At 39.7% G+C, this 16537-nt stretch carries 14 protein-coding genes; 4 read left to right on the top strand and 10 right to left on the bottom strand.

Translation table 11 applies throughout. From position 1 onward, the window contains the following. Nucleotides 1-302 precede the first annotated feature (302 nt). From AB2B49_RS08480 to AB2B49_RS08460, 5 genes are all read right to left on the bottom strand, one after another. Entirely contained in the window at nt 303-1076 is a 774-nt protein-coding gene (locus AB2B49_RS08480) for an HAD hydrolase family protein (protein ID WP_049504962.1), read from the bottom strand. Nucleotides 1077-1080: 4 nt separating this feature from the next. Beyond that, a complete protein-coding gene (locus AB2B49_RS08475) occupies nt 1081-1938 on the bottom strand; it encodes a bifunctional methylenetetrahydrofolate dehydrogenase/methenyltetrahydrofolate cyclohydrolase (RefSeq protein WP_320692064.1) in 858 nt (285 codons plus the stop codon). A 124-nt stretch (nt 1939-2062) separates the two neighbouring features. Then, complete coding sequence (locus AB2B49_RS08470; protein ID WP_049504958.1) at nt 2063-3226, bottom strand: hypothetical protein; 1164 nt, start codon at nt 3224-3226, stop codon at nt 2063-2065. A gap of 106 nt (nt 3227-3332) precedes the next feature. After that, complete coding sequence (locus AB2B49_RS08465) at nt 3333-4067, bottom strand: amino acid ABC transporter ATP-binding protein (protein ID WP_000140925.1); 735 nt, start codon at nt 4065-4067, stop codon at nt 3333-3335. After that, on the bottom strand, nt 4067-4750 hold the full coding sequence (locus tag AB2B49_RS08460; protein ID WP_001011622.1) for an amino acid ABC transporter permease: 684 nt from the start codon (nt 4748-4750) through the stop codon (nt 4067-4069). Before AB2B49_RS08460 ends, AB2B49_RS08465 begins: the two co-directional genes overlap by 1 nt. A gap of 191 nt (nt 4751-4941) precedes the next feature. Here AB2B49_RS08460 and AB2B49_RS08455 point away from each other — a divergent pair, with 191 nt between their 5' ends. The 4 genes from AB2B49_RS08455 (at nt 4942) to AB2B49_RS08440 (ending at nt 8609) form a co-directional block, all read left to right on the top strand. Further along, a complete protein-coding gene (locus AB2B49_RS08455) occupies nt 4942-5172 on the top strand; it encodes a DUF1797 family protein (protein ID WP_000443577.1) in 231 nt (76 codons plus the stop codon). Between the two features lie 237 nt (nt 5173-5409). Next, the gene (locus AB2B49_RS08450) at nt 5410-7668 is read left to right on the top strand and encodes an ATP-dependent Clp protease ATP-binding subunit (protein WP_049504956.1); all 2259 of its coding nucleotides are present in this window, start codon (nt 5410-5412) and stop codon (nt 7666-7668) included. Nucleotides 7669-7798: 130 nt separating this feature from the next. Next, nucleotides 7799-8251, top strand: a complete 453-nt coding sequence (locus AB2B49_RS08445; protein ID WP_049504954.1) for an NUDIX hydrolase — start codon at nt 7799-7801, stop codon at nt 8249-8251. Nucleotides 8252-8309: 58 nt separating this feature from the next. After that, nucleotides 8310-8609, top strand: coding sequence for a DUF1827 family protein (locus AB2B49_RS08440; protein WP_000767205.1), 300 nt, complete (start codon nt 8310-8312; stop codon nt 8607-8609). A gap of 70 nt (nt 8610-8679) precedes the next feature. Here the strand turns inward: AB2B49_RS08440 and metK are convergent, their stop codons facing one another. From metK to AB2B49_RS08415, 5 genes are all read right to left on the bottom strand, one after another. After that, nucleotides 8680-9870 (bottom strand): methionine adenosyltransferase, encoded by a 1191-nt coding sequence (metK, locus tag AB2B49_RS08435; RefSeq protein ID WP_049504952.1) that lies wholly within the window; start codon nt 9868-9870, stop codon nt 8680-8682. 448 nt (nt 9871-10318) lie between these two features. After that, entirely contained in the window at nt 10319-11698 is a 1380-nt protein-coding gene (locus AB2B49_RS08430; protein WP_320692063.1) for a VWA domain-containing protein, read from the bottom strand. Nucleotides 11699-11940: 242 nt separating this feature from the next. After that, on the bottom strand, nt 11941-13284 hold the full coding sequence (locus tag AB2B49_RS08425) for a DEAD/DEAH box helicase (protein ID WP_049504948.1): 1344 nt from the start codon (nt 13282-13284) through the stop codon (nt 11941-11943). A gap of 132 nt (nt 13285-13416) precedes the next feature. After that, nucleotides 13417-14232 (bottom strand): endonuclease/exonuclease/phosphatase family protein, encoded by an 816-nt coding sequence (locus tag AB2B49_RS08420; RefSeq protein ID WP_049504946.1) that lies wholly within the window; start codon nt 14230-14232, stop codon nt 13417-13419. 51 nt (nt 14233-14283) lie between these two features. Continuing rightward, on the bottom strand, nt 14284-16470 hold the full coding sequence (locus tag AB2B49_RS08415) for a PTS transporter subunit IIBC (RefSeq protein ID WP_076984445.1): 2187 nt from the start codon (nt 16468-16470) through the stop codon (nt 14284-14286). Nucleotides 16471-16537 lie beyond the last annotated feature (67 nt).

The raw sequence follows: 16537 nt of genomic DNA, 5'->3' as shown, positions 1-16537 counted from the left end.
ACTTTATTTTAAAAAATAACCTCCTTCTGAATACACAAACAAGTACCAAGTTTTATAATATATTTTATATATTAAATATATCAAAAGGCACCTTAAATTGCAATTATTTTCCATTAATTTAACCCAATAAAATGATATATAAGAAGGGGTCATTTAAAAGGAATAGTTGCAATGAAAATAGCTTTCGGTTCTAGACTCTTTCTACTACAAATTGAATTCCATTAATATCTTTTTCAAACTTCAAATTTATAGTTTATAGACTGCATTACTCTACATAAAAAGAAGGCGAACCTCCTTCTACACTATTTTCCCTTAAATTCCGCAAAAGTCTGTAAGATCTTAGCTGCCACTGCTGGAGAAGGAGCTCCTTTTAGCTCTAACGTGTCATCTGCATATGGAGTAAGACCAGCAAAATCTCCTATCTGGACTGAATAAAGAGACGTTTTAAACAATTCAATATCGTTTTGGTCATTTCCAAAAGCGATGAAGTTCTCCCCGCATAACTTTTCAACAGTTGTCGCCTTATGAGTATCCAATGGATTAACATAAAGGCACTTTTCATGCGCATGATAGGAGAGATGAGCCTGGCCTAGTCTTTCTAGCTGACCAAGCAGATCATCAAGCAAATCCTCATGGTCACCCATATAAACGACTACCTTAATCGGAGTCCCTAAGTCCTCAAGTTTCTGATGACGAGCCACCTTTAGGGGATCCACACTGGAAATAAATGGAATCTTCTCTACAATCTGACCACTATAGTCAAAGCGATCATCTACAAAGAAAGGGAGATTATAAGTCTGGCAATAATCCACTAGCGCCTGATAAACTCTAGCATCGAGATTTCTTTCATAGATAGCTTTCCCCAGATAATAGGCTACACCACCATTCAAACCTATAACCAAGCGCTGACTGAGTTCAGGGCCTAATAAACCCAAACAATCCCGATAAGAGCGAGCTGAAGCAAACACAATCTCATGCCCATAATCTTCAGCCTTTAAAAGAACCTGCTTAATCTCCTCATCAATGGTCATATAGTCAAAAGACAGCGTCCCATCCAGATCAAATACGAATTTCATCTTCCTAATCCTTGTTCAGTGTTCGAAGTGCTGCCTGATAGGTTTGCTCCATTAGCATGGTAATCGTCATAGGACCAACTCCACCCGGTACAGGTGTGATGTGACTAGCAAGTGGTTCAACAGCATCATAGTCAACATCTCCACAAAGCTTTCCATTTTCATCTCGGTTCATCCCAACATCAATGACAACCGCTCCTTGTTTGACAAAGTCAGCAGTCACAAACTTAGCGCGACCGATAGCAACCACCAGAATATCTGCTTTAGCAGCCACCTTGGCAAGATGATGGGTACGTGAGTGAGTCAAAGTCACTGTTGCATTTTTAGCCAAAAGAAGCTGAGCCATCGGTTTTCCAACAATATTTGAACGACCGATGACAACCGCATTTTTACCTTCTAGATCAATCCCATATTCATGAAACATTTCCATAATTCCTGCAGGTGTTGAAGGAATCATAACTGGATGACCAGACCAGAGGCGACCCATGTTTAGAGGATGGAAACCATCCACGTCTTTTTCGGGGTCAATGGCTAATAAAACTGCCTCTTCATCGATATGTTTGGGTAAAGGTAACTGGACCAAAATCCCATGCCAAGCTGGATCTTGATTGTATTTGGCAATCAAGTCTAACAATTCCGCTTGGGTAATGGTCTCTGGAACTCGCACTACTTCACTACGGAAGCCAGCAGCGAGAGCTGATCGTTCCTTGTTGCGAACGTAGACTTGGCTGGCAGGATTGTCCCCCACCAAAATCACCACCAATCCTGGAACTAGACCTGTTTCTTCTTTTAGTTTGGCCGTCTTTTCAGCCAACTGTCCTTGTAACTTAGCTGCAAGAGCCTTCCCATCGATAATCTGTGCCATATCTCTTCTCTTTTCTATCAAATATCCTCTATTATATCAAAAAATAATTCGCCATCCTAACACTTCTTGCCTAATGGACCTTATAGTCTGAAACTATAAGAAAAAGCCCTTGTCAAGCTTTTCTTTAATAGTTTAGTAATTTTCTTAAAACACTTAATAAATTGATTCCATCTTCAAAATTATTTAATCCTCTTCTAATTTTAAATAGGGAACTTTTCTCTTCTCTTGATAGATTTTCAAAAAATTCTTTATTAAAGAATATATTGGTAGAATTAATCAATATAAACTCTATTAATTCATAGTCTTCAATTTTTTTACCAAAATCACCATAAGTGGATAATACAACATAAGCATTCTCACTGTTAAATACATTAACAAAAACAACTTCATCGCAATCATTCGTCATACACTCCGATAACGAGAATCCAATCTTTGAAGTTTGTAAATGCCTAATATCATATTTAAAATTCATATTAATTTTACCATAAGTTGTATATTCCTTGTAATCAATTAATAATCGTTTTAAATATTTTTTAAACACACAATAATAGTCAATTTCACTTTTATATGCTCTAATAAAATCTGAGTTATAAATTTCTTTCGAATCTATAAAATACTCAGCTAGATAAAAAATCTGCAACAATTTATAGTATAGTTCAAAAGAAGCAGCTTTTATTGAATATTCTAACGCCTCTATGTACTCTTTTTCTTTCTTGAAAAAAACCTTATTATCATTCTCAATATCTGAAAAAATTAAATTATCATGATTACCACAAAACATTGTATACTTGCTTGCAGTTGTTGGATTTATTTTCTTATAAAATAAATCAACATGCTCAATATCGAACTCTTCAACAAAAGCATGATCATTGAAAGTATACAACTCCTCTGTCTCTGTTTGTAATTTCTTTAAATTTTTCTCTGCTATTGTATGTGCCTTAATAATTTTAGACGAACAATTCATAGAAATATTATCTTCCTCAAATAGTTCTCTGACAAAGCAAAACGATAATTTTTTGCGAGCTCGTTTTTCAATCTTTTCCCCTAAGATATTTGGCGCACTTCGTTTATCAGTTCTTTGTTTTGCATTCTGAAATTTCTTTAATCCAATCTTTTTACTAATTGTTTCGTAATCTCTTGTAGCTTCGTTAAGAGAATCAACATAGGCTTTACAACAATTTTTATAAAGTTTACCTGAAAGACATATACATTTAGAGTCACTCGGAATCTCAAACTGATTCATAAGTGTGTTAAATACAATTTTAGGAAATAGATTTTCAAAATCCATATTTGATTCTCCTATAATTTTTGTGTAGCTTAAAGTCAAATTAAAAGCTTTCTTCTAATTTTAAGTTACTAGTTTATCAGGTTGTTAGTAAATTAAAATCTTCTCTTTACAAAACCTTACTCAAAAATTCCTTGGTCCGTTGTTCTTTTGTTTGATCGAAAATCTCCTCTGGTGTTCCATCTTCGACAACAACCCCATCCGCCATAAAGATAACACGGTCTGCTACCTCACGCGCAAAGCCCATTTCATGCGTCACAATCACCATAGTCATCCCTGATTTAGCGAGGTCTTGCATAACAGCTAGGACTTCTCCAACCATCTCAGGGTCTAGGGCCGAAGTCGGCTCATCAAAGAGCAAAACATCTGGTTCCATAGCAAGTCCACGTGCAATGGCAATCCGTTGTTGCTGACCACCTGACAAACTCTGTGGGTAGGCCGTTGCCTTGTCTGGCAAGCCAACTTTTTCTAACAGTTCCTGTGCTCTTTTCTCCGCAACTTCCTTGCTTTCACCTTTGGTTTTAATTGGTGATAAAGTGATATTTTCCATCACTGTCATATTGGGAAAGAGGTTGAATTGTTGGAATACCATGCCCATCTTTTCACGCATAGCAAAAAGGTCATTTTTCTTATCAGTGATATCAACTCCTTCAAAGATAACCTTACCTTTACTTGCTTCTTCAAGGAGATTCATCGAACGAAGGAGAGTTGATTTCCCGCTCCCTGACGGACCGATAATGACCACAACTTCTCCTCGTTTAATCTCAAGGTTGATGCCTTTTAAAACTTCATTTTTCCCAAAAGACTTATGTAGTTCTTCAATTTTAATCAAGGTTTCTGTCATTATTTCTTGTCTCCTTGTCCAATATGTTTTTCAAATGCTTTCAACGCCACTGTCAAAACAGAGGTCATAATCAAATAGTAAAAGGCCGCAAATAAAAGAGGAGTCAACGGTAAATACGTTGTTGTTGCTACTGTCGTTGCACCATTCCACAACTCCATAACTCCAATCGCAGACAAGAGGGAACTATCCTTGATAATGGTGATAAATTCATTTCCCAGAGCTGGAAGAATATTTTTGATAGCTTGTGGCAAAATGACATAACGCATGGCATTTTTGGGACGAATACCTAGAGAATATGCAGCCTCTAACTGCCCTTTAGGAACGGCATTGATCCCCGCACGAACAGTTTCTGAAACGTAAGCACCACTATTCATAGAAATAATCAGAATACCAGGAATCAAACGAGAAAGATCAACTCCTAAAATTCCCACTTGGATAGTCGGAGCATTGATATGCATAAGAGCAAAGGCAATCATTATTTGAACCATCATTGGCGTCCCACGGAAAATCCAAACATAGACATTTGCAAACCAAACGAGCGGTTTAAAGCGTGAACGTTGGGCAAAGGCCAGTAACACACCTATAATGGTCCCTAAGCAGACAACAAGGATGGAAATCAATACGGTAATCAGAGCACCATAGTTAAAATACGGTAAATACTTTGGTAAAAAAGAAAAATTCATATTCAATCAACTTTCTATGTATTAGATTGTATTATTATAACATGAATTGAATTAAAATGCAATCCTTTTTCCCTAATTTTAACAATTAACTTGATAGAATAGAGAAATAGAGAGAAATCACAGTTTTTTTCTAGTCAACTACCTCTTGTTTATGGTAAAATAGAAACGATAAGAAATGGAGGAGAATCAAAATGGAATCACATTTGGTTAGAATCATTAACCGCCTAGAAGCAATGACAAAAGATGGTGGAAATCTAAAACGTAATTTTGAACGTGAAGGTGTTGTTGTCGCAGAAGTTGCATACAGCCACGACGAAGAAAACGGATCACTCTTCACCCTTCGCGATGTAGAAGCTCGTGAAACTTATACCTTTGATAGCATTGATTTGATTGCAATGGAGATCTACGAACTCCTTTACTAATATAAAAACAACGGGCAGTAAGGCCCGATGAATGAGAATCCTTTTTGTCACCACAAATGGGATTTTTTCTTACCTTCAATGTCGCTGGATTCTCCATAGATCCTTCTTTTAAAAACGACCACTTCCCAATCTTTTTACTTGCTTTACACCTTAATCATGCTATAATGAGAGTATAAAACTTTGACTATTCTTGACCTTTTTCTTAGGCCAAGAATAAGAATGAAATGAGGTAGATGTATGCTCTGTCAAAACTGTAAAATTAACGACTCAACAATTCATCTGTATACCAATATCAATGGACAGCAAAAGCAAATTGATCTCTGTCAAAATTGCTATAAAATTATCAAAACAGATCCAAATAATACCCTCTTTAAAGGAATGACTGACTTAAACAATCATGACTTTGATCCTTTCGGCGACTTTTTCAATGATTTGAACAATTTCAAACCTTCTTCAAATAACGTCCCTCCAACTCAATCTGGTGGAGGATATGGAGGAAACGGTGGTTATGGACCTCAAAACCGCGGACCTGTTCAAACACCTCCTAGTCAAGAAAAAGGACTCCTAGAGGAATATGGTATCAATATTACTGAGATTGCTCGTCGGGGAGATATCGACCCTGTTATCGGTCGAGATGAGGAGATTATCCGCGTTATTGAAATCCTCAACCGTCGAACCAAGAACAATCCTGTCCTTATCGGAGAACCAGGTGTTGGTAAAACAGCTGTTGTTGAGGGTCTAGCTCAGAAGATTGTCGATGGTGATGTTCCCCATAAACTCCAAGGCAAGCAGGTCATCCGTCTGGATGTGGTTAGTCTAGTTCAAGGAACAGGGATTCGAGGCCAATTTGAAGAACGTATGCAAAAACTCATGGAAGAAATTCGCAAACGTGAGGACATCATCCTCTTTATCGACGAAATCCATGAAATTGTTGGTGCAGGATCTGCTGGCGATGGCAATATGGATGCAGGAAATATCCTCAAACCTGCTCTTGCCCGTGGTGAATTGCAAATGGTTGGTGCCACTACTCTCAATGAATACCGCATCATTGAAAAAGATGCTGCTCTAGAGCGCCGTATGCAGCCTGTCAAGGTAGATGAACCAACTGTCGAAGAAACCATTATCATCCTTAAAGGAGTTCAAAAGAAATACGAAGACTACCATCACGTCAAGTATACTGATGCTGCTATCGAAGCTGCTGCAAATCTTTCCAACCGCTATATCCAAGACCGCTTCTTGCCAGACAAGGCTATTGACCTGTTGGATGAAGCTGGTTCTAAGATGAATCTGACACTGAATTTTGTTGATCCTAAAGTGATTGATCAGCGTTTAATTGAAGCTGAAAATCTCAAGGCGCAAGCTACACGAGAGGAAGACTTTGAAAAGGCTGCTTATTTCCGCGATCAGATTGCCAAGTACAAAGAAATGCAAAAGAACAAGGTGACAGATCAGGATACTCCAATCATCAGCGAGAAAACAATCGAACATATCATTGAGCAGAAAACCAATATCCCTGTTGGAGAACTCAAAGAAAAAGAACAGTCTCAGCTTATCCATCTAGCAGACGACCTCAAAGCTCATGTCATTGGTCAAGATGAAGCTGTCGATAAGATTGCCAAGGCCATCCGTCGTAATCGTGTTGGACTTGGAACTCCTAACCGCCCAATCGGAAGCTTCCTCTTTGTCGGACCAACTGGTGTCGGTAAGACAGAACTCTCTAAACAACTAGCCATTGAGCTCTTTGGTTCTGCTGACAGCATGATTCGCTTTGATATGAGTGAATACATGGAAAAACACAGTGTGGCTAAATTGGTCGGAGCCCCTCCAGGTTATGTTGGTTATGATGAAGCTGGGCAGCTGACTGAAAAGGTTCGTCGCAACCCATATTCTCTCATCCTTCTCGATGAGGTCGAGAAAGCCCATCCAGATGTGATGCACATGTTCCTTCAAGTCTTGGACGATGGTCGTTTGACAGATGGGCAAGGACGCACAGTTAGCTTTAAGGATGCCATCATTATCATGACTTCAAATGCTGGAACTGGTAAGGCCGAAGCCAGCGTTGGTTTTGGAGCCGCTCGTGAAGGGCGAACCAACTCTGTCCTTGGTGAACTTGGCAACTTCTTTAGTCCAGAGTTTATGAACCGTTTTGACGGCATCATCGAGTTCAAAGCTCTCAGCAAGGACAACCTTCTTCAAATCGTCGAACTCATGCTAGTAGATGTTAACAAACGCCTCTCCAGCAACAACATTCATTTAGATGTAACGGACAAAGTCAAGGAAAAGTTAGTTGACCTAGGTTATGATCCAAAAATGGGGGCGCGCCCACTCCGCCGTACCATTCAAGACCATATCGAGGATGCTATCACAGACTACTACCTTGAAAACCCAAGTGAAAAAGACCTCAAGGCAGTTATGACAAGCAATGGCAAGATTCAAATCAAATCTGCCAAAAAAACTGAAAAAACAGAAGAGATTGCTTCTGAAAGAGAAGAATAAATCTATCTAACAAGTGCAGAAAGTCTATCATTTTCTGCACCTTTTTTACTAAAATAACTGTAAAACCTTGACAGCTAGCCCCTCGTCCATTATGATAATAATAAAGATACTAGAGAATGAGGAAAATGCAATGGCAAACCCAACTTTTGGTGAAAAAAAAGAGAATGTGACTTACCAGCCTCGCTATGGCGTGTACGCAGTTATTCCGGATGTGGAGAAAAAACAAATCGTCTTAGTCCAAGCTCCCAATGGTGCTTGGTTCTTGCCAGGTGGAGAGATTGAAGCAGGCGAAGATCATCAAGAAGCACTGAAGAGAGAACTAATCGAAGAACTTGGCTTTACAGCTGAGATTGGAACCTATTATGGACAAGCTGATGAGTATTTCTACTCTCGCCACCGTGATACCTACTACTACAACCCAGCTTATCTCTATGAAGCTATTTCTTTCCAAGAAGTACAAAAACCATTGGAAGATTTTAATCATATCGCCTGGTTCCCTATTGACGAGGCAATAGAAAAACTCAAACGTGGTAGCCATAAATGGGGAATAGAAGCTTGGAAAATCCAGCATGGAATTGACTAAAATACACGATTTTATCCAAAAAGTGCTATAATAGAGTTAGAAAATCGGAGGAACTGTTATGAAGCTTATCAATACGACAAACTCACACTCGCAACTTGTTAAAAGCCAATTAGAAAGCACAGACGCAACTCTTGTCGAGGTTTATTCTGCTGGAAACACAGATGTAGTTTTCACGCAAGCCCCGCTTCACTATGAAATCCTCATTTCCAACAAACACCGAGCTATTCGTGAACCTGAAATCGAAACCATCCAAGACTTCTTCTTGAAACGTAAAATCGACAAAGGTAGCATTGATGAAGCCAATATCAAGACGCTTTATTCAGATAAATTGATTGAGATTTCAATCCCTATAAAATAAGAAGACCAGCCAAAAGCTGGTTTTCTTTTGCAAAAAAGATTGGTAGTTCACAGCTACCAATCTTTTAATTTTATTTCACAGCTTCTTTTAATGCATCTACCTTGTCCAAACGTTCCCATGGAAGGTCAATATCTGTACGTCCCATGTGTCCATAAGCCGCTGTTTGACGGTAAATTGGACGTTTAAGGTCTAGCATTTGGATAATTCCTGCAGGACGAAGGTCAAAGATTTGACGCGCTGCTTTTTCAAGCTTGCTTTCAGCTACTGTTCCTGTACCAAAAGTATCGATACGAACAGAAACAGGTTGCGCCACCCCGATAGCATAGGCCAATTGTACTTCTGCCTTCTTAGCAAGGCCTGCTGCAACGATGTTCTTGGCAATGTAGCGAGCTGCATAAGAGGCTGAACGGTCCACCTTCGTCGCATCCTTACCTGAGAAGGCACCACCACCATGACGAGAGTAGCCACCATAGGTATCCACGATAATCTTACGACCAGTCAAACCTGAGTCTCCTTGAGGTCCACCGATTACAAAACGACCAGTTGGATTGATGAAGAATTTTGTTTGCTCATCCAAGTAAGAAGCCGGAATAACTTCTTTAATGACCTTGTTAATCACATCTTTGTGAATTTGTTCGTTGCTGACTTCTGGATCGTGCTGAGTTGAAATTACGACTGTGTCCACGCGCACTGGACGGTCATTTTCATCATACTCAACTGTAACTTGTGATTTAGCATCAGGGCGAAGATAGCTGATTTCACCAGACTTGCGAAGTTCTGCCAAACGACGAACCAGTTTATGACTGAGTGAAATTGGCAATGGCATGAGTTCCTCTGTCTCATCTACTGCAAATCCAAACATGAGACCTTGGTCTCCAGCTCCAATCAAGTCCAGTGGATCTTGATCCGCATTTCCACGAACTTCCAAGGCTTCGTTAACACCTTGGGCGATATCTGGTGACTGCTCAACAAGTGACGGATGAACTCCAACGGTCTCCGCAGAAAAACCATACTCTGTATTGGTATAACCAATCTCTGCAATGGTATCACGAACCACTCGGTTAATATCTACATAAGCATGTGTAGAAATTTCACCAAAAACATGAACCGAACCTGTGTATACAGCTGTCTCGGCAGCAACGTGCGCATCTGGATCTTTAGCTAAAATAGCATCCAAAATCGCATCTGAAATTTGGTCTGCAATCTTATCCGGATGCCCCTCAGATACAGATTCAGACGTGAATAATTTACGTTCTGACATAAAAATGTCCCCCCTTAAAAAATATTGTTATAGAGTTACAAAGTACTGATAGGTATTTCTATCGTCTAAGAGTTACGACGCGAAAGAAATATAAACGATACTTTTTTATTTCTGAAGCTAGTAAGGCGCATAGGGTGATCGCGTTATAGCGGCAACCGTAGAAGGACGAGCGACTTTGGAGCCGTCATTCTTTGCGAGTTACAAAGTACTGATAGAAATTTCTACCATCTTATCGGGACTATATAACCTTATCATTATACCACTTTTTACTTTTTTTTGCAGTATTTTCTCTAAATCAAAAAAGAACCTTACGGCTCTTTTCTCGTCATAAAAATTCGGCCTGTACTCCATAATACAGAAGGTCATACCTATGTTTATCTACATACTTCGTTTACAAACTACCTATTTTTTTATCACAATGTTCTTACAAACAATCTTCCAGTTAGGGTTACTGTTCCTTAGACTTTCTATTGCTTACAGTTAAGCCAAGTCCAGCCATTAGGAGGCCAAGTCCCACAATACCATAGTTCGCTGTATCATTACTTCCTGTATCAGGGAGTTTCGCCACTTCCTTTTTATAAGCTGTAGCTACCGGAACTGTGGTTGTTGGAGTCGCACTTCCTGTCTGAGCAATAGGTAGTGTTGTACGACGTTCTAGGTAAAATTGGTAATTATCTTTCGTTACCTTGTAATTGTGTCCTTCAGTCACAGTTTCAACAATCCATGTAGTTGCATCCTTAGTTAAAGAATCAGCCAAGTTACGATTAATATTCATTAATCGACCTTCAGATACAAAATCTTTATAGCTAATATCGGTCCCTGTCGAAGTTGCAACAATTCTTTCGATTTTTGCGGCTTTCAAAGACGCAAGAGTATTCGCCATCGTTGGAATTGAAGGATCCTCCTTCATTGGAGCATCTGTCAACAATACGACAAACTTTTTATTTTTAGGTGACTTAGACCAGTCGTAGGTTGAAACAATTTGTGTAAGAGTAGGTGTAGATGTTTCAGGGAAGTCTCCACCATGTGCAAGCTTAATGCCTGCTAAGGCTTTTTCAAGCTCAGCTGGGTCAGAGGTAAAATAAGATTCATTAAATTTTGTTAAAATTGTACCCTCATCTGCTAATCCACCTATACGTCCAAATACTTCATCACTAAAGGTAGCTAATCCAAAACGTGCTGCTACTCCATCTTTAGCAAGATTTCTTGCAAACTCATTGATATTGTTACGGACAGTGTCAATAGTTCGAGACATAGATGCTGAACGGTCAACAACAAAAACGATATCGGCAGAGTTAGATTTTGAAATTGTTCTTGTCGCTTTCTTGATTTCGACTGTAGTTGTTTTATCAACACGTTCATATTGGGTATAAGAATTTCCATCTTCATCTTTCCCGCTCACTGTACTCTCAGTTGTTTCAGTCTTTGGAGCAAGAAGTTCTTCGCTTTTTACAGGAGCCACTTCTGTCTTTGTAACTTCGACTGTTGCAGTTTCTTCATGAATCTTTTGATCACCTTCTTGGCGTTCTTTCACGTCAATAGGTGAAACATTCTTAGAAACATCAACAAGTTCTCCAGGTTTTGCATCTGATTTGTTAACGACTGGTTTCGCCTCATCAGCTTTAATTTCTGCCACAGCAGCTTCGACTGCCGATTTACTTGCTTCAGTTTTCTTTACTGTTTCAGTTGAAGCAGATGCCGGTTTTGTTGTTTCATCTGCAGACACCTGTCCAACCTGAGCAAAAGCAAACAAAATTGCTACAGAAGCCAACCCAACTTTCATTTTACGGAATGAAAAACGTTGTTGTTTCATAAATGATTTATCCATAGAAGTCCCCTTTTCTTTTCACGGATCAAATGGTATAATCCGATTGTTTTATAGTATGATAACACAAATTTGTATAGTTTTCAATTTTTTTCCTTACAATTTCAATAAAATATTGGTCTAAAAACAAGTTTTAAAGCTAATACTGTTTTATAAATCAAATTTTTTTAAGTATATAATTATTAGTTCTATCGAATACTTCAGGAAATAAAAACTCAGTAGAATCAGGTGATTCTACTGAGTTTTTAAAATGTTTGGCGTTTGGCTTTGCGCTCGGCACGGCCACGAGCACGATTTTCAGCACGCTTGGTTTTGCGACGTTTTTCATCCACCGCCCATTGAATCTTCTTCTTATAGCCTGGTTTGACTTTTTTCTTTTTCTTTTTAACCAAGCCAATCATTTCAATATCAAGCTTGTCCTGCTTCTTTTCACGATTAGCACGACGATCACGGTCATAGGTATCTTGAAACTCTCCATCTTTGACCATCTTAGGAGTAAACTTGATCCCTAATTTCTCCAACTCACGGATATCCGAGTCATCACTTGGCTGGTAAAGGGTAATCGCTGTACCAGGCAGTCCGTTGCGCCCAGTTCGTCCAACACGGTGAACAAAGAAGGACAAGTCTTGCGGAATGGCATCATTGATAACATGACTGACCCCTTCAATGTCAATTCCACGCGCTGCCAAGTCCGTTGCGACAATGTACTCAAAATCCAGATTTTTCACCTGATTCATGATTCGCTTACGTTCACGAGGGGCAATATCTCCATGAATCTTTGCCACCTTCAAGCCTTGAGCAGTCAAGTAGGCATGTAACTCATCAGCACGCGTTTTTGTGTTAACAAAAATCATTGCTAAATAAGGCTGCATCAACTGAGTCAGCTGGTAAATCTGAGCATTTTTGTCGCGGCCCTTGGTCGAAATCAACCAGTTATCAATGGTAGCTGAGATAACTGTTTTAGTCTTGATTTTTTCCATGACAGGATTTGACAAGTATTTCTTCAAGAATGGTTGCAATTTTTGAGGAATCGTCGCTGAAAAAACCATGAATTGCAAGTCTTTTGGAAGGCTCCCTGCAATCTTATCAACGGTTTCCAAGAATCCCATATCCAAGGTCATATCTGCTTCATCAACTACAAAGGTCTTGGCCTTGTGAATAGCCAAATCACCAGATTTGACCAAGTCATAGATACGACCCGGTGTTCCGATAACGATATGTGGTTGGTTGCTGGCAAGTTTTTCAATCTGACGCGCCTTATCCGTACCACCTACATAATTAACCACACGAACTTCGACATCTGAGTGAACTGCAATCTGACGAGCTGCTTGGTAGATTTGAGTGGCCAACTCACGACTTGGTGCAGTAATGACCGCTTGCACACTATCGCTAGTTTCATCTAATTGCTGGAAAATGGGTAATAAGAAAGTATGAGTCTTTCCTGAACCTGTTTTTGACTCGCCCACCAAGTCACGACCTGCCAAGACAATAGGAATCAACTTTTCCTGAACCTCGGTAGGAGTCGTAAACTTCAACTCCTCCAAGGCTTCTACTATATAATTTTTAAATTGAAATTTCTTAAATGACATACTATCCTCGATTCTATCCTTTCAATTATACCATATTTTGTCCTATTGCAGTAGCCCCATTTGAGTCTCAGTCCTGTAGTAAAGATTCGAATAGATTAAAAAGTTGGAACTCTCTGGTTCCAACCTCTTTCATTATTTCCAGGTCAATACAGCATTCAAACCATAATGATCACTGACTTGTGGACTATTTTGGCCATCAAAAACTACTTGCAAACTCTCTACTTCTAACTCTTTGGTCGTAAAGACGTAGTCGATTCGTAATGGCTCGGTATTGCCTTTCCAACCATCAATTTCTGGTGGAACGGTGTAGCTACCACTTCTTTCTTTCGCAACTTCAAACGCGTCTTGTAATCCTAATGGGCTAGCTAAAATCGCTTGATAGCCTTCCTGACCAGCTGGATTATTAAAATCACCTGCTAAAATCAGAGGTTTGTTCAACTCTTTTAGTACAGCCTCAAATCGTGCCCATTCTTCTTGGAAACCTTTATCCCACCAAGAGAGATGAACGCTTGCAAGAGCAAGTTCCTTACCTTCAACCTCTGTCTCAGCCAAGGCAACGCGACGAGTATGGTAGTCCGTTGGATCATCTACATCTGATACCAAAATCTCACGCGCCTTAATAGGTGTTTTAGATAAGATAGCTACGCCTTCATGGTAGCGGTCATAGCCAATATGATTGTAAGCCCAAGTCCAGTAGTAGTTTTTCCCTTTCTCAGCCAATTTTTCAACCAGAAGTCGGACATAGTGATCCTGATGAATGGGTTCTGCTGATGGTAAAGCTTGATAGTGATTGTTAACCTCTCCCTCAGGCGAAGTCATTTCTTGATTGATTTCTTGGAAACAAATCAAATCATAATCCTTATCAAGAATGTCTTGGAGTAAGATTTGGAATTTTTCCTCTGCTTCCTTCTCCATCCAACTGTGGGTATTGAGTGTTAGAAATTTCATGCTTTTCTCCTAAAACAAGAGGTTGGAAAACAGCTTCCAACCCCAAGTATATTACAATTCTACTTTAGCAACTGCTGTTTTAGCTGCAAGAGAACCTGTTTGTTCTAATTTAACTGATTTGAGGACATCACCATTTGTGAAGACAACCACTGTTGATGTTTTGCGTCCTGCTTCTCGAATAGCATCCAAGTCAGCTGTGACAAGAAGATCACCAGCAACCACTTTTTGTCCTTCAGAGACATGAACAGTAAATGGTTTTCCTTCAAGACTTACTGTATCCAAACCAATATGAACAAGCACTTCAAGACCTGAGTCAGTGACAAGACCAAGAGCGTGTTTTGTTGGGAAGATACTTGATACAGTACCAGTAACTGGAGATACAATGTTGCCATTTGCTGGCTCTACTGCAAATCCATCACCCATCATTTTTTGAGCAAAAACTGGATCTTCCACTTGTTCCAAGGCAACAACTTGACCGTCAGCTACTGAGTAAACTTCCTCAGTTACACCTTTGAAATGGACAGTATTTTGTTGAGTTTCTGTCATTTGACTTGGAAGAGTTTCAGGAATTACTTCACCTGAGTCAAGGATATCTTGGATATCAGATTTCAATACATCAGCTTTTGGTCCGTAGATAGCTTGGACACCTTGTCCTTTCATGACAAGCCCCATAGCTCCTTCTGCTTTCCATTGTTCCTCAGTACCAACGCGATCTGCGTCTTTAACAGTTACACGAAGACGAGTCATACATGCATCCACATCTACGATATTTGCACGACCACCAAGAAGGTTAATGATATTTACGGCTTGAGAAGCTGCTGCAACTTTTGGAGTTCCAGAAGCTGCTTCTTCTGATGCTCCTTCAGCTGTTTCGTAGTTTCCGTTACGTCCTGGAGTTGCGTAGTTGAATTTCTTGATCATGAAGTTGGCAATGAAGTACATGATAACCGCAAAGAGAACAGTTACCCAGATAAAGTTAACGATATCCATACCAATACCAGCATTAATTGCCAATGGTGTACGAGTCAAGAATTCAATTGAACCGAATGAGTGGACACGAAGGTGAACAATATCTGCCATAGCAAAGGCAGCACCTTGAACTACTGAATAAACAAGGTAAAGCGGTGTTGCGATGAACATGAACATATACTCGATAGGTTCAGTAACCCCTGTCAAGAATGTTGCAAGGGCTGTCGCAATCATCATACCCTTGTATTGGTGTTTCTTGTCAGCATCAACATTGCGGTAGATAGCAACGATGACACCCATCAAGATACCAAATGAACCGATCATTTGTCCAACTTTGAAACGAGCTGGAGTGACTGTTGTAAGAAGGTGTTGGTATTGGTCAGCATTTGAACCTTTAAGGTTAACAAGGTCAGTTACCCATGCAAGCCAAAGGGGATCTTGACCAAATACTTGTGTTCCTTTTGCTGCACCAGTTAACACTTCGTATGTTCCACCAAGAGCTGTATAGTTCATTGGGATTGTCAACATGTGGTGAAGACCGAATGGCAAGAGCAAACGTTCCAAAGTACCATACAAGAATGGTGCAAGGACTGGAGCAGTTTCTTGTGAGTTGGCAATCCAAATACCGAAGTTGTTGATACCTGTTTGAACTACTGGCCAAAAGGCAGCAAGTAGAATTGCAGCAATAGCTGAACGAAGAATAACGACGAATGGTACGAAACGTTTACCATTGAAGAATGAAAGGGCATCAGGAAGTTTACGGAAGTTGTAGTATTTGTTATAAGCTGTTGCCCCAACAAAACCAGAGATAATCCCTACAAAAACCCCCATGTTAAGAGCTGGTGCCTCAAGAACGCTGATAAAGTAGTCAGCAACCTTGATTGAACCACCAAAGAAGGTAGTAACCATTGCTTCAGGGTTTTTCAACATATCACCTGTAACACCGAAGATAGCACCTGTGATACGGTTAATCAAGATAAAGGCAAGTCCAGCTGCAAATGCACCACCTGCACGTTCTTTTGCCCAGCTTCCCCCAATAGCAAGGGCAAACAAGATATGAAGGTTACCGATAACCCCCCAACCAATTTGCTCAAGGATTCCACCTGTAATCACTAGAGGAGCAAGGTTTGGGTCGATCATCACGATTGATTTACCGATTGAGATCATCAATCCCGCCGCTGGCATAACGGCGATAACCACCATTAAAGCCTTACCGAATTTTTGCCAAAATTCGAAAGACAAGACATTTTTGAATGTAGCTTTCATCATTCAAATCTCCTTTATTTTATTTAGGCAAACGTTTTACGAAAACGTTTGCATTTGGTTATGTATTAAT

The sequence above is a fragment of the Streptococcus jiangnanensis genome (genome assembly GCF_040888325.1).
In the GTDB taxonomy this organism is placed as follows: domain Bacteria; phylum Bacillota; class Bacilli; order Lactobacillales; family Streptococcaceae; genus Streptococcus; species Streptococcus jiangnanensis.
This window is presented reverse-complemented; position numbering and strand designations above follow the sequence as displayed.

Coding starts and splice junctions, on each gene's coding strand:
- AB2B49_RS08470 (WP_049504958.1), bottom strand. CDS start 3,226: ATGGATTTTGAAAATCTATTTCCTAAAATTGTATTTAACACACTTATG.
- AB2B49_RS08415 (WP_076984445.1), bottom strand. CDS start 16,470: ATGATGAAAGCTACATTCAAAAATGTCTTGTCTTTCGAATTTTGGCAA.
- AB2B49_RS08440 (WP_000767205.1), top strand. CDS start 8,310: ATGAAGCTTATCAATACGACAAACTCACACTCGCAACTTGTTAAAAGC.
- AB2B49_RS08445 (WP_049504954.1), top strand. CDS start 7,799: ATGGCAAACCCAACTTTTGGTGAAAAAAAAGAGAATGTGACTTACCAG.
- AB2B49_RS08480 (WP_049504962.1), bottom strand. CDS start 1,076: ATGAAATTCGTATTTGATCTGGATGGGACGCTGTCTTTTGACTATATG.
- metK (WP_049504952.1), bottom strand. CDS start 9,870: ATGTCAGAACGTAAATTATTCACGTCTGAATCTGTATCTGAGGGGCAT.
- AB2B49_RS08455 (WP_000443577.1), top strand. CDS start 4,942: ATGGAATCACATTTGGTTAGAATCATTAACCGCCTAGAAGCAATGACA.
- AB2B49_RS08450 (WP_049504956.1), top strand. CDS start 5,410: ATGCTCTGTCAAAACTGTAAAATTAACGACTCAACAATTCATCTGTAT.
- AB2B49_RS08420 (WP_049504946.1), bottom strand. CDS start 14,232: ATGAAATTTCTAACACTCAATACCCACAGTTGGATGGAGAAGGAAGCA.
- AB2B49_RS08475 (WP_320692064.1), bottom strand. CDS start 1,938: ATGGCACAGATTATCGATGGGAAGGCTCTTGCAGCTAAGTTACAAGGA.
- AB2B49_RS08425 (WP_049504948.1), bottom strand. CDS start 13,284: ATGTCATTTAAGAAATTTCAATTTAAAAATTATATAGTAGAAGCCTTG.
- AB2B49_RS08460 (WP_001011622.1), bottom strand. CDS start 4,750: ATGAATTTTTCTTTTTTACCAAAGTATTTACCGTATTTTAACTATGGT.
- AB2B49_RS08430 (WP_320692063.1), bottom strand. CDS start 11,698: ATGGATAAATCATTTATGAAACAACAACGTTTTTCATTCCGTAAAATG.
- AB2B49_RS08465 (WP_000140925.1), bottom strand. CDS start 4,067: ATGACAGAAACCTTGATTAAAATTGAAGAACTACATAAGTCTTTTGGG.